Origin of the sequence: Brucella sp. TWI432, from assembly GCF_039674445.1 — a bacterium.
Taxonomy (GTDB): Bacteria; Pseudomonadota; Alphaproteobacteria; order Rhizobiales; family Rhizobiaceae; genus Brucella; species Brucella chromiisoli.
The window spans coordinates 1-13,916 of the sequence record NZ_JBDJNL010000001.1 but is presented as its reverse complement, the minus strand read 5'-3'; the positions used below and the strand labels follow the sequence as shown (position 1 = coordinate 13,916).

Below are 13,916 nucleotides of genomic sequence, written 5' to 3'. Positions count from 1 at the left end.
GTTTCACGTGAAACATCTGTGGAATCTGCCTATCCTTCTTGACTCCAGAACGGAAGCGTGAGTCGCATTTCGTATCAATTTTAGCAAAGAGTTGATGACGCTTTGCCCGACTTCCCCCTTCCGTTCAACGTTGAAACATGTCAAAGAGACTGCTTTCTCGAATTGATTTGGGTGCATCAGGATGAACATTTCAGGTTCTGCCGAAGCGACAGCTTTTGACGTCATTGTCATTGGTGGTGGACATGCGGGCTGCGAAGCGGCCGCAGCTTCTGCACGCGCGGGCGCTCGTACAGCACTTGTCACGCATCGCTTTGATACGATTGGCGTTATGTCATGCAATCCCGCTATCGGCGGACTGGGCAAAGGTCATCTTGTGCGTGAGATCGATGCGCTGGATGGATTGATGGGACGTGTTGCCGACAAGGCAGGCATCCAGTTTCGTCTGCTTAATCGTCGCAAAGGTCCGGCTGTTCGCGGTCCTCGTACCCAGGCGGACCGCAAGCTTTATCGCCTTGCCATGCAAGAGCTGATTTCGGCGCAGGATAATCTGACTGTCGTTGAAGGTGGTGCATCGGATATTTGCGTGACTGACGGCGTGATTACCGGCGTTGTTCTGGGGGATGGGCGCAGGCTTGCCTGTGCTGCGGTCGTCCTGACCACAGGAACTTTCCTCAACGGTTTGATCCATATCGGCGAGAAGAAGATACCGGCTGGCCGCATGGGTGAGAAGCCAGCGCTTGGCCTGTCAGATACATTACGCGGCCTGGGTTTTGCCGTTGGGCGTCTTAAGACCGGCACGCCGCCGCGCCTTGATGGTCGCACCATTGACTGGCAAAGCCTTGATATGCAGTCTGCAGATGAGGATCCGGTTCCATTCTCACTGATGACGGACAGGATCACCACGCCACAGATCGATTGCGGCATCACGCGCACAACACCTGAGACCCATGCTATCATTCGCGCTAACCTGCATCGTTCCGCGATGTATTCCGGTTCGATTGAGGGGATTGGTCCGCGTTACTGTCCATCGGTTGAAGACAAGATCGTCAAGTTTGGTGATCGTGATGGGCACCAGATTTTTCTTGAGCCGGAAGGACTGGATGATCACACGGTCTACCCGAATGGCATTTCCACATCATTGCCGGAAGAAGTGCAGCTTGCTTATCTGAAGACTATTCCCGGTCTTGAGAAGACGATTATGCTCCAGCCCGGCTATGCTATTGAATATGATTTCATCGATCCGCGCGAGTTGAAGCGCAGTCTTGAAACCCGCCGGGTGACTGGTCTGTTTCTGGCCGGTCAGATCAATGGCACGACCGGCTATGAAGAAGCCGGTGCGCAGGGATTGCTGGCAGGCCTGAATGCCGCAAGACGGGCAGGGGGCAGTGACCCTGTTATCATCCAGCGGACCGAAGCCTATATCGGCGTGATGGTGGATGATCTGACATCGCGCGGAGTGAGTGAGCCTTATCGCATGTTCACATCGCGCGCCGAGTTTCGCCTGTCATTGCGTGCGGACAATGCCGATCAGCGTCTGACGCCGCTGGCTGATCGGCTTGGCATTCTCAGTCAGGAACGGCGCGAGAGGTTTGTGGCGCGTGAAGAGGCATTGTCCGCTGCGCGCGACATGACAAAGCAACTGATGATCACGCCCAATCAGGCGAGCCGCTATGCGTTGCATCTCAATCAGGACGGTGTGCGTCGCTCAGCCTATGATCTTTTGTCCTATCCTGATATTGATCTGGAGAAGCTGAAGGCTATCTGGCCAGAACTCGATGGCATTGCACCTGTGACCCGCGAAGCTTTGGAGATTGAAGCGCAATATGCAGTTTATATGGATCGGCAGCAAAGTGATATAGCGGTGATGGAGCGTGAGGAACGGCTTTTCATTCCGGCATCGCTGGATTTTGATTCGATTTCCGGCCTGTCGAATGAGCTGAAAGCCAAGCTTAAACAGCGTATGCCGGAAACGATTGCCGAGGCGCAGCGTGTGGAAGGCATTACACCGGCGGCTCTTGCTTTGCTGATTACGCATATCAAGAAGCATGGCGCGCGGGCGCGGGCGGCAGATGAGTTGGACGCCGAGAAGGGCGCAGCATGACTGTGGATAGCCGTTATTCTAGCTTGAAAACGATGGTTCCTGGTGTTTCACGTGAAACAACGGAGCGATTGATTGCCTTTGAAGCGCTGTTTCGCAAATGGTCTTCAGCTATCAATCTGGCCTCTCCATCCACATTGGCGGATCTCTGGAGCCGTCATATTCTTGACAGTGCGCAGATATTTCCGCTCGCTCCCGATGCAAAGCGATGGCTTGATCTGGGATCGGGCGGGGGTTTCCCCGGCATTGTAACCGCCTGCTTTCTCAAGGAAGTTCCGGGTGCTTCGATTGATCTGGTCGAAAGTGCCGGCAAAAAGGCTGCATTTCTTCGCACGGCTGCTGGCCAACTAACTGTTCCCGCACGCGTTTCCTCCGCCCGTATCGAAGCGATGTGGGACAAAATCGAGGTGCCGGATGTTGTAACGGCCCGCGCACTCGCTTCGCTGAACGATCTTTTCGTGCTCGCGGAACCTTGGCTTACCAGAGGGGCTAAAGCTCTTTTTCAAAAAGGTCGGGATTACCAGCGGGAAATTGATGAAAGCCGTGTCGACTGGAGCTTTGATCTGATACAACACGAAAGTGCTATCGATAAAGCCTCAGTGATACTCGAGATCAGCAATCTGCGTCGTATCTCCGGTTAATTCATCATCGATAAGACAGAAAGCAGCAGGGCGACGGTAATGAGCAAAAGATCCCGGATCATAACCATTGCAAATCAGAAGGGTGGCGTTGGCAAGACAACGACTGCCATCAATCTCGCCACAGCACTGGCAGCTATTGGCGAAACTGTGCTGATCGTTGATCTCGATCCACAGGGCAATGCCAGTACGGGGCTCGGTATTGATCGCCTTAACCGCCCCTTGTCGTCTTATGATGTATTGACCCAGGCTGCATCTGCCAATGATGCAGCGATGCAGAGCGATGTGCCCAATCTTTACATTGTGCCATCGACGCTGGATCTTCTGGGTATCGAAATGGAGATTGCGCAGGCACCGGATCGAACCCGCCGCTTGCGTGATGCATTGCGTTTCGATTCCGCAGTTGCTGACAAGTTTTCCTATATTCTCGTCGACTGTCCTCCGTCCCTGAATCTGTTGACGTTGAACGCAATGGCTGCTGCGGATTCTGTTATGGTGCCGTTGCAGTGTGAGTTCTTTGCGCTGGAAGGGTTGAGCCAGTTGTTGCAGACGGTTGATCAGGTGCGTTCGACAATCAATTCCGAACTGACAATTCAGGGAATTGTCCTGACAATGTTTGATAGCCGTAACAATCTTGCATCGCAGGTTGTTGACGATGTGCGCGCATTTATGGGAGAGAAGGTCTATCGCACTGTTATCCCACGCAATGTCCGCGTGTCGGAAGCACCATCGCATGGCAAGCCAGCGATTCTTTATGATCTGAAATGCGCGGGCAGCCAGGCTTATTTGCAGCTTGCATCTGAGGTTATACAGCGCGAGCGGCAGCTTAAAGCTGCATAAGTTAAGTGAGTGTCGCGCTGGCGATGCTTTATAGATTCGACTACGTAACGATTCCGGGGACTGCTGACGATGAACGATGATCCTTCAAAAAAGCGGCTTGGCCGCGGCCTGGCCGCTCTGATTGGTGAAATCGACCGCCCGGCGGAAGAGCGCAAGGTGCCAATCTCCAGCGAGCGCAATGTTCCGATTGAATTCGTAACACGCAATCCACGCAATCCGCGGCGCATGTTCTCGGAAGTCGAACTGGAAGATCTGGCGCAGTCCATCAAGGAACATGGTGTCGTTCAGCCGATTGTGGTTCGTCCGGCACCCGGTGAACCAGACCGGTTTGAGCTGATTGCCGGTGAACGCCGCTGGCGTGCATCACAGCGTGCAGGGGTCGATACGATCCCTGTTATTATCCGCGATGTTGATGATCGCGTGGCGCTTGAGATCGCAATCGTTGAAAACGTACAGCGTGCAGACCTCAATGCAGTTGAAGAAGCAATGGGATATCAACAGCTTATCGATAATCATGACTATACGCAGGCCGATCTTGCGCAGGTTATCGGCAAGAGCCGCAGTCATGTCGCCAATACGCTGCGCCTGTTGAAACTGCCGCAGCGGGTACAGGATTTTATCTCAGACGGTGCTTTGTCGGCGGGGCATGCGCGCAGCCTGATCACCATGGACGATCCGACTGCTCTTGCGGAACGTGTGGTCAAGGAAGGTCTGTCTGTGCGTCAGGTGGAAGCCTTATCGCAGGCGCGCAATGGTGGCGAGCCAAAGCCGGGCAAGAGTGCCCCTGTGGAGAAAGATGCCGATACCAAAGCGCTCGAAAAGCTGCTTTCTGATGTCACTGGGATGAAGGTCGAAATCAATCATCGCGAACGCGGTGGCGATGTGAAAATTCGCTACAGCTCGCTGGAACAGCTCGATGAGATTTGCCGCCGCCTGCAAAGCTAGAGCGCGTCCCCAAAAGTCGGAGAAGGAAATGCGCTCGGTGTGAATCACTTGCTGAGAAATTGGGGTTTCGATTTTTCACAGCATCCATTATCTAAAGCGATTGGTGGTCATTTAAACCGCTGATCGCTTTTCTGTTTGGACTGCTAGGCTTCGAAGTTACCGGTCGCCCAAGGGGAGGGCAATGCTTATGGATATGCTTGTTCAGATTGTCATCCATACGCCGATCTATGTATGGGGATTGCTGGTTTATCTGATCATACAAGGCATCAAGGGGCGTGAAACACAGATTGTTTCCGTCTGGAGAATGCTTTTTGTGCCGATCATATTTATTGGTGTGGGCTTTTTGCATTTCGACGACAGCTCTGAGCTGTTTGGTTCATTTTTGACCGCGTGGTTTATCGCTCTGGTGCTGTTGGCTCCATTTGGATTGCTCACAGGTCCGAAAATTATTGCCGTTGATCGCCAAAACAAAACCATCGAGCGGGCTGGCGCCACGCTGCCGCTCATCCGCAACCTGATCTTCTTTTGCGCTCAATATGTGCTTGCGGTGTTGAATGTTCTTTATCCAGAAGATCATGCCAATCTCACGCTGATTACAGGTGTTGTATCAGGTGCTTCGGCCGGGTATTTTGGTGGTTGGCTTATCGCGTTGTGGAGAAAATACCAGCAAAGCCCACAGCTTAAGCTCGGATAGAGCGCATCTGCCGTTTTATCTTTTTGTTTTACGCAAAAGTTCATGCACCTTTGCTGGAAATGCTTTGTTTTTTAAGCATTATCCTTACGCAAAACCGCTTCGCACTTTTGCTGGAAATGCTTTGTTTTTTAAGCATTGTCCTTGCGCAAAACCGCTCTGCACTTTTGCTGGAAATGCTTTACCGCCGTGAAAGTTTCACGGCTTCAACGGAAATTGCAAGCAGGCATTGACGGATGATTGGTACCGACAGCGCCGCATTCTGACGGCTTTCGAGAACGGCTCGCTGCACACGTTCCATCACACGCGAAAGACTTTCGGCATTCCATCGGCTAACGGCATTTTCAATCAGTTTCTTGCGGTTGAAGAAGATCGGTGGTCGCGCCGAGGCGACAACAACGGACGCGTTTTTGCGTTCGGTGTCCGCGATATGGCGCAGCGTCTGTATCTGTTGAAACTGACGCGCTGCCGTGTTGAGCACCAGAAAGGGTGCTGTGCCCGATTTCACGACACGGTCAAATGTGGCTTCAAAACGCGGCAGATCGCCTGTCAGAACGGCGTCCACCACTTCATCGGTTGAAAGTCCCGCCACATCGCCGACAGCTTCCCGCACATCATCTATATCGATGCGTTCCTTGCCGCGCGCATAGAGGCAGAGCTTTTCCAACTCACCACGTGTGGCCAGACGATCGCCGCCGAGGCTTGCGCGCAACAGCTGCCGTCCGTCCATGGTGATCTGCATTTTCCATTCGGCCAGCACGTCATCAATCACGCCGTCTATGCCGCGCGCATCGTCTGAATAACACGGCAATGCCATGCCGGCAGAACCGTTTTCTACAGCGCTTCGAAGGCCGGCACCTTTTTTGAGATCGCCCGCTTCGACGAGGATATAGGTTTCACGCGGCGGCTCGCTCACCAGAAGTTTCACGGCTTCCGCCAGCTTCTTTTGTCCGGCGGCATTTTTGATCCAGATCAGCCGCTCACCACCGAACATGGAAATGGTTCGTGCTTCATCGGCAAGCTTTGCCGGATCAGCATCGATCTCATCGGCATCCATGCGAATGACTGCAAATGGATCGTCCAGCGGTAATTTGGTGGCTTTTGCGTAACGATGCGCACGTTCGCTTACCAGCCCCTTATCGGGGCCATAGAGCAGCACAACCGGAAACGAGCTGCTCGGTTTGCCAATAAACTGATCGACTTCATGTGCTTTCTTTTGCGCCATAAGGATTAACTAGCGCAATTTGCCTTCAAACAAAACAGCCATCGGTGGATATAGCGCGGGTTGTGAAGGTTCTGTCGCAATTTTTTGCTGTGCATTCAGAACTCAATAGCGCGCAAGTGACAAAAGAGCGCCGTTATTTGCCTGTACCTGTTCCATTTGTTGCCGTGCCATAACGGTTTAACTCTTTCGTTGCGCCACATGAAATTCCGCTTTTATATAGAATATTAGGAAAATCTGTTATCAAAATATAATTTTATCTTTTCGAAACAATTAGATAAGCCAAGAAGCAATTGATCAAAAAGACTGCACTATATTTAAAAATCTGCTAATATTTGATGCGCTTAGAAAATTGGATTTCAACTTAATGCACATGAATGTTCCACCTAGATCTTTGCTCTCCAGCGTTACGGATTTGCCTGAAGGGAAATCTTTTGCAACCTGGAATGTTCGAGGAGCAGTGAATCTCGAAAATACGTTTCTTCCTGTTCCCCGAGCTCAGATTACCACGGTAACGCGCATGTTTTTAACCACTCTTAAAACGTGGATTGTCGGTTTTCGGCGCGGTCAAACCTTTGCATCCTATCCACAGAGGCCAATGATACAGTTTGTCGGGAATATTGTTGCAGTTATAGGCCCGTGCCGTGTGCTTGCGCGACGCGCTGTCGAGCGGGCTGGAACGGCTGATCGCAACCGCTCACGAGAAACTGGACCCTTGGCGATGTTCTGGAAGAGCTTTGGCAAACATTGGCAATTGGGCAGAGCTGTATCGTAGACTCGGAAAGCTCGAGCCTGAATAATCTGGAATTGCGCCGTCACAACCGCTTTAAATGTATGAACTTCAGGAACATGACAATGTCTGCAATAATGGAATTAAATCAGCAGACACTCTTCACAATCAATGCACTTTGGCTTGTGGTTTTTGCGATTGCCTTCGCATTTGCGGGACTTGAAAGGAGGGACCGTTATTACTGGCTATACATGGTGACGTCGAATATTATTTTCGCTGTTGCATTTTTCATCTTCTCAAAGGAAATTGGCGGAAGTACCGCTGATGTTTTTTTTCCTAATTTACTGCTGTTTGTTGGTCTTTGTTTTCGGTGGATTGCCATCCGCGAGTTTTTTCATCATTCGACTTCATTGGTGAAGATGACACTGCTGCCTTTGGCTGCAATTTTCACCTTCATATCCTGGCCGCTGCTGGGCAACAGCACAGTTTTTGGCATCATAAATCTGCTCATATCGATACAGATCCTCGCAATTATATGGTCAATCGCCACCGAACGGGAAGTTTTGAAATCGAAATGGGGGTTGATCGCCAGCTATGCTGTTCTCATAATTTCTTCCTTCTTGCGCGCACTCCAGGGCTGGTTCTTTGAACCATCCATGGAATCATTGTTGCCTGCCGATATTTTTTTGCAACTCAATCTCATTGCTGCCGCAATCCATATTGGCGCGAGTGGCGCTTTTTCCCTGTTGATCGCTTATGAGCGCAGCATGAACAATCTGCGTGAGATAGCGCTGCGTGACCCCCTGACTGGGCTTCTTAATAGATGGAGCATTGAGACGGTCGCCAATCCGGGCGCAGGAAAAACTTATTCCGGTCTGGTTTCCGTTATCATGATCGATATCGATTACTTCAAGCGGATAAACGACACTTATGGCCATGCCGTCGGTGACGCTGCTTTAAAGCATTGTGCAGAGCTTATAAAAGATACATTTTCGAACGATAATTTGCTGGCGAGGGTCGGCGGTGAAGAATTCATGATTTTAGCTCCCGGGCAGTCATCGATTTCCAGTGAGCAGCAATGCAAGGAGTTGCGCAAAAAACTTGCCGAAGACCCATTTAGACATCGTGGGCGGGCAGTACCGTTTACAATAAGTATTGGTATTTGCAGCGGGCATGTAAATACACGTGCAGAATTTGATGTCATATGGAATAGCGCCGATAAGGCTCTTTACGATGCAAAATCTTCAGGCCGTGACGTAACCAGGATCGCAGAGCCTGCTGCCGAGCTTAGCTGCAAGGATCAACCTTCAGAGTGCATCCCGAAAAATGTGAAACGGTTTTCGGACGAAGATGCGGGTTAAAACAAACGATCAGAGTACCGGTCTGGTCCGATCAATATCAACCCTCTCTGGCGGCTTGAAATACGTGCCAATAATCCGGCTAACCGTGGAGTGAATGACGCTTGATCTCTGGTTTAAAGCAACAGTGGGAAGAAGTTAATTCCAGCTGCTATAGGCACGCATTCGAACTGTGTAATATTGAATTTTGAATGCGATTGACCTCTCTCTTAAAACACAACGCATGATTTGGATATTGTTAATCATGGATATACTACAAGATTATTATATTGAATATAAGAAAGGCGATCTCATTTATGGTCTTTGTGAAAAACGGCGTTTATACATGAATTTTTAACCAAATTCATACAAGCTGATTCTACTGAAAACTTTAAATAATTTGCTTGATACCTATTCACTTACAGCGGGGTTTTGAGTTATTGCTCTTGCCCGATTTTGGTGAAGGCTTGTGTGAAATTACATTTTGATGTGAAGTATTTTCGGTAAAAATGCACAAAGGTTTTGTATGGAATAATGCGTAAAAAAGGCAGATAGAGCATTTCCACTGGTTCGTTAAAATGGGAAATGCCCTACGTTAAACCTATAGAAATTTAATTATCAGAATTTAGATATTGGTTTAACCAAAGTCGCCAGGAGCAACTGTGCTTAAGTAAAAGAAATCATTTATTGCAAAATATACAAGTGTCGGTGTTGAAGACATGAAATTAATTGTATATTCAACGTATAATTTCTGATATTTTCCACTAGCCGATTTTGAATATCCGCTTAGTTCTGCGGCCGTCAGTTCATCTATATAGTAGCCTTGTTTGATGTCATCTTGTGTAATAGTGTATCCTGGTCTTACAATTTTGTTCATTCTTTTGGTTTCGGTTCCAGCTCGGTATCCGTTGAGATAATATGTGGCGGTAAGGATATCGCCTGCTTTTGGAACCCAGTTCTGGTTGGTGAAGCGGTAATATACCGGCACGCCTCCACTGATTTCATCTTTGATAATATACATCCCTAAAATAGTGGGAAGGTCGGCAGCAGGGGAGTATCTCGGAATACTGGTATCTGGTTGATTGGGGCCCATATTGCTTCCGATTGCCCTGAATGTATCGTACATAGATGTGCGTACCGTTCCATCATTTGCCGCGATTACAAAAAAGAGTTTATTGAAGGGGCCTGGCGTGGATGATTGCGTTGTATAGAGAGTTGTTTTGGGTAACTTTAGAAGTTTACTGGTTCCGTCCAGTTCTTGATAAGCGCAACTGTCCGTAAGCATGCCGTTTGATATGAGACTAATAACATCAGTGTTTGAAGCGTAATTATAAGTATATAACATCACGTTCAGCGGATCGGGCATTGCATCAAGATTAATGTATTGTCCAATATATGAAGGATTTAATAAGTCAGGCTCTGAGATAAATGCACGGGGATAGTTTGGATCATATATGATAATAGTTCCAAGTATATTAGCCTCCAGAGAGGATGCTGTATATTTCGGCACTCCATAAATAGCTAGATCTTTAGCGGTAACGTATAAATTGGTTTCGCCGTTTCTATCTGTTGTTGTGTGAAATGTTGGCTTCCCTAAAGGGTTCATAGATAGGGGTAGATTTAATGGGCTTAATAGTTTATATGTTTTCTTAGTAGGGTCTGTGGGATCTGGTGTTCCGTCAGTATATACATTAGAACCTCCTAAAACGCCAGTTTTTATTTTGTCGCTCCAAAAGATGTCATAAAATGGAACAGGTGAGTTGTCTGGGTTCGTCACTGTTAATTTATACGTTGCTGTATTATTTGGATTATTATCTGGATCTGTGAAGGGGCCGTTTCGTGTAACTGTAAAAAGATATTGTGTTGGATTTGTAGTTGTTGTAGTTACGGATTCCGTTATTTCATAGGAAATCTTTTTTGAATCGATTCCATAGTGTACTATGTATTCAGCATTTGCGCGAACAGGGGCATACAAGTCTACCGTGGAATAAAAAGTGGCCGTGCCTTTCTTGTTATTTTCTGGATCGATCATAATGTCCAGCATATAGATTAATTGATTGTCGTCTGAGCCGTTACTGTATATTTCGAAGTACTTTATATCACTAATTGTTAAAGTTGGATGTTCTGGAAAGGTTTCGCTGTCTAAAGTAATTGTAATAATATGTTGAATAATTCTTCCTAATTGCACAGTATAAGTTGCTGATGGAATGAAACTAAAAGTAGCAGACATTTAGGTCTCCGATAAATAATTAAGGTATATAGTTATTATGCTGAAGTATTTTCCTCTCGTCGTATTAATTTTGCAACTTGGAACAATTGACAGTCACAGTGACACCCTTCCTGGTGTGAGTGGCCAGGGCTTTTCAGACCCCAAGACGGGTTTGGTGGGTGGAAACGGTGCGACATTTAATAGTGGCGGAGTTTCATGGGGAGGCGGCGCGGGCGACAATAAACCGGGATCTGCTGGCGATAATCGTGTCGGAGGGAATGGTGCTGCTGATGGTGATGCGGCTGGCGGAGAAGGGGGAATTCATAGCCTCACAACGGATAGTCCGGAGTTGACGAGGCCTTTTAAGGCGGGTTACGACGCCGATGGTTGGCCGGGAACGGGTGGTGGACATTTAGCGCGCGGACAGCATAACGGCCCCGGTGGCGGGGGGGGGCGGCAACGGGGTTTATTATAACAAGCCCGGTGGAAGCGTTGCGATCTCTCAAAATGGTGCTGGTTCTTTGACTTTTGGCGGTGGGTTAGGTGCTGTGGGTGGGCCTGACAGCAATGGAGATCAGAGTCATAGTGCGGGCGGCGGCGGCGGGGCCGGTTTTTTCTTTTACGGTGATACATTGTCTTTTTCCATGCTCGATAATCAGTTATTGTTAATTAGAGGTGGCAACGCGGGGGGGTATGGGAATGGTGTGGGCGGCGGCGGTGGCACGGGCCTTATCTTTTACGGGAAAACATTGACACTTGAAGGCGATATTGAGGTCTTAGGCGGTCCGAATGATTTACGAGTTTATTTGGCAGGAAATCGGGGGAATGCTGGCGCAGGCATGGAGATTGCCGGTGAGGGTGGCCAAATTAACTTTATACCTGGTTCCAACATAAATAAATTTACTATAACTGGCGGTCCTATCAATGATACAGGTCAAGCTGGTGATGGCATCACCTTATCTGGAAGCAATAATTTTCTGAATAATGGTGCCGTTGTCTCAGGCGGGCCTGCTAAATTATACGATCTGAACCATTCAGGTGTACCAGCTGATCTGACAGGGTTAGCTGGTGTTGGGCTGCGTATTACAGGCAATCATAATACTGTTATTACTAAAAATTATATTGGCGGTGGTTTGCAGGAAGATGGCTCGAAACTACGTGGCTATGCAGCCGTCATAACAGGGAATGACAATACGCTGCAATGGGAGTCAAACGCGACCGGCACATCGACCATCGTGGGCAATGTCTGGTCCACGGGCACTGGCAATGTCATGGTTTTTGCCGGCGATGCGGATTACACACTTGATTTCCAGCTTGATGATCACCTTTTTAATTTCAGTGGCTTTTCCGGCTATCGCAAGCAGGGCGCCTCGGTGTGGACGATTAACCGTCAGATAACCAACGACACTGCCCCATGGTTTATTGATGAGGGCACGCTGAAATTAACAGGCGCAATAGATATTTCGAATTTGGAGAGTGTTTCTGTTGATGGAACACTCGACTTGACTGGTCTGACCGCCAGTCAGCTGAGTCTCAAGCGCCTTACCAGCACCAAGGACGGTGGTGAAGTTTCCATTGCCGATAAGCCGCTTACCATTACCAATGCAACGGTTGGGGATGATTTCCGCGGTGCGATCGTTGGAACAGCCGGTGTGACACTTGCAAAAGGCACACAAATCTTCTCGGGTGACAACACTTATTCAGGGGTTACAACCCTGGCTCAGGGCACCAGGTTGCAGCTGGGCAACGGCGGCGCAACGGGTAGTCTGGTATCAGATGTGAATACCGGGGAAGATGCAACCCATTACGGTGTGTTGGTCTTTAACCGTAACAATAGCATGACAATGCCCGGTTTGATTTACGGTTTCGGCTCTGTTGAACAGAGCGGCGTCGGCACGACGATGCTGACTGGAAATAATACTTATACAGGCGGCACCACCATTACGGCGGGCATCTTGGAACTTGGCGACGGCGGCACATCGGGCAGTATCGTCGGTGATGTGAATACGGGTACAGATGCAACGCACAACGGTATGCTGGGCTTCAACCGGAGGGACACCATCTCCTTTGACGGTGTTATTTCCGGCACAGGCGGCGTTTTGCAAGCAGGTATCGGGACGACCGTTCTGACTGCGCACAATACCTATACAGGCGGCACCAACCTCAATGCGGGTATATTGTCGGTTTCGTCAGACAGCAATCTTGGCGATGCGTCTGGTGCATTGCGTTTCGATGGTGGCACGCTGCTGGTTACCGCCGATATGACTTCTGCACGTGCAGTGACACTGACCTCTGCCGGTGGCACGGTTTCGGTTGGTGATACCAAGACCGTTACGCTTACACATTTTATTGGGAATGCCGGTCTTGCCAAAGGCGCTTTCACCAAAGCGGGTAATGGTACGCTGATCACAACGGCTTCCAATAGCTATACGGGCGGCACGACGGTTTCCGGCGGCATTCTGCAGCTGGGTGACGGTACCACGGATGGTTCAATCATGGGCGATATTGCGCTTGATGGTGGCAATCTCGTGGTCGACAATACGGGGGCGACCCCGCTTTCCGGCGCCATCACCGGCACGGGCAGTGTCACACAGAACGGAGCTGGTACGCTCACACTTTCGGGCAATAACAGTTACGGCGATACATTTTTCAATGCTGGGGTCATCTCGATTGAGCAGGCCGAGAACCTCGGTTCAGGTGCACTTCATTTTAACAGCGGCACGCTGCGGGTGACCGGGACGCAATCCAGCAGTACCGATGACACCATTGATTGGGGCCATAATGGCGGTGGCTTTGACATTGTCGATCCCACCAACACCTTTACCATTACGTCTGCCTTTACGGGGCCAGGTCAACTGGCCAAAAAGGGGGCTGGTACGCTGGCCTTAACGGGTGACAGCAGCGCCTTCCAGGGCAATACGCTTGTGAAGGATGGCACTCTGCGTCTTGATGGCGGCAAGCTCGGTGACGGAACCGGCACGGTCGATGTCGCATCCGGTGCGGCACTGGGTGGCCATGGCAGCATTGGCGGCAATACAACGGTTGAGGGGACTCTTTTTGCTCAGAGCGGACAGGTCCTGACTTTCTCAAAAGATTTGACGCTCAATGCAGGCAGCAATGTCGACGTGACGTTGAATGGCGGACCGTCAATGAGCGAGCTTTTCCATGTCAACGGCAATCTGACCATCGACGGTACACTGACCGTG

General features: G+C 49.6%; 9 protein-coding genes. 7 read left to right on the top strand and 2 right to left on the bottom strand.

Annotated features, from left to right (window positions below):
* Positions 1-181 precede the first annotated feature (181 nt).
* The 5 genes from mnmG (at position 182) to ABE527_RS00025 (ending at position 5,215) form a co-directional block, all read left to right on the top strand.
* Complete coding sequence (gene mnmG, locus ABE527_RS00045) at positions 182-2,101, top strand: tRNA uridine-5-carboxymethylaminomethyl(34) synthesis enzyme MnmG (RefSeq protein WP_499695754.1); 1,920 nt, start codon at positions 182-184, stop codon at positions 2,099-2,101.
* Positions 2,098-2,739 carry a 16S rRNA (guanine(527)-N(7))-methyltransferase RsmG gene (gene rsmG, locus ABE527_RS00040; RefSeq protein WP_499695753.1) on the top strand — a complete coding sequence of 214 codons (642 nt, stop codon included), beginning with the start codon at positions 2,098-2,100 and terminating at the stop codon, positions 2,737-2,739. The genes mnmG and rsmG overlap by 4 nt, the downstream gene beginning before the upstream one ends.
* A gap of 39 nt (positions 2,740-2,778) precedes the next feature.
* Positions 2,779-3,576, top strand: a complete 798-nt coding sequence (locus ABE527_RS00035; protein WP_265982429.1) for a ParA family protein — start codon at positions 2,779-2,781, stop codon at positions 3,574-3,576.
* A 69-nt stretch (positions 3,577-3,645) separates the two neighbouring features.
* The gene (locus ABE527_RS00030; RefSeq protein ID WP_265982428.1) at positions 3,646-4,521 is read left to right on the top strand and encodes a ParB/RepB/Spo0J family partition protein; all 876 of its coding nucleotides are present in this window, start codon (positions 3,646-3,648) and stop codon (positions 4,519-4,521) included.
* A gap of 181 nt (positions 4,522-4,702) precedes the next feature.
* Positions 4,703-5,215 carry a DUF6622 family protein gene (locus tag ABE527_RS00025; RefSeq protein ID WP_499695752.1) on the top strand — a complete coding sequence of 171 codons (513 nt, stop codon included), beginning with the start codon at positions 4,703-4,705 and terminating at the stop codon, positions 5,213-5,215.
* 178 nt (positions 5,216-5,393) lie between these two features.
* Here ABE527_RS00025 and holA read toward each other — a convergent pair whose 3' ends face one another.
* Complete coding sequence (holA, locus tag ABE527_RS00020) at positions 5,394-6,437, bottom strand: DNA polymerase III subunit delta (protein ID WP_499695078.1); 1,044 nt, start codon at positions 6,435-6,437, stop codon at positions 5,394-5,396.
* A gap of 852 nt (positions 6,438-7,289) precedes the next feature.
* Here holA and ABE527_RS00015 point away from each other — a divergent pair.
* The gene (locus ABE527_RS00015; RefSeq protein ID WP_499695751.1) at positions 7,290-8,525 is read left to right on the top strand and encodes a GGDEF domain-containing protein; all 1,236 of its coding nucleotides are present in this window, start codon (positions 7,290-7,292) and stop codon (positions 8,523-8,525) included.
* A 613-nt stretch (positions 8,526-9,138) separates the two neighbouring features.
* Here ABE527_RS00015 and ABE527_RS00010 read toward each other — a convergent pair.
* The gene (locus tag ABE527_RS00010; protein WP_499695750.1) at positions 9,139-10,731 is read right to left on the bottom strand and encodes a hypothetical protein; all 1,593 of its coding nucleotides are present in this window, start codon (positions 10,729-10,731) and stop codon (positions 9,139-9,141) included.
* 785 nt (positions 10,732-11,516) lie between these two features.
* On the opposite strand from ABE527_RS00010, the gene ABE527_RS00005 reads away from it, so the two are divergent.
* Positions 11,517-13,916: autotransporter-associated beta strand repeat-containing protein (locus tag ABE527_RS00005; RefSeq protein WP_499695749.1), on the top strand; the 2,400-nt coding region annotated here is incomplete at its 3' end.

What these genes read in the sequence shown, in the direction of transcription:
- mnmG (WP_499695754.1), top strand. Translation starts at nt 182, where the DNA reads ATGAACATTTCAGGTTCTGCCGAAGCGACAGCTTTTGACGTCATTGTC.
- rsmG (WP_499695753.1), top strand. Translation starts at nt 2,098, where the DNA reads ATGACTGTGGATAGCCGTTATTCTAGCTTGAAAACGATGGTTCCTGGT.
- ABE527_RS00035 (WP_265982429.1), top strand. Translation starts at nt 2,779, where the DNA reads ATGAGCAAAAGATCCCGGATCATAACCATTGCAAATCAGAAGGGTGGC.
- ABE527_RS00030 (WP_265982428.1), top strand. Translation starts at nt 3,646, where the DNA reads ATGAACGATGATCCTTCAAAAAAGCGGCTTGGCCGCGGCCTGGCCGCT.
- ABE527_RS00025 (WP_499695752.1), top strand. Translation starts at nt 4,703, where the DNA reads ATGCTTATGGATATGCTTGTTCAGATTGTCATCCATACGCCGATCTAT.
- holA (WP_499695078.1), bottom strand. Translation starts at nt 6,437, where the DNA reads ATGGCGCAAAAGAAAGCACATGAAGTCGATCAGTTTATTGGCAAACCG.
- ABE527_RS00015 (WP_499695751.1), top strand. Translation starts at nt 7,290, where the DNA reads ATGTCTGCAATAATGGAATTAAATCAGCAGACACTCTTCACAATCAAT.
- ABE527_RS00010 (WP_499695750.1), bottom strand. Translation starts at nt 10,731, where the DNA reads ATGTCTGCTACTTTTAGTTTCATTCCATCAGCAACTTATACTGTGCAA.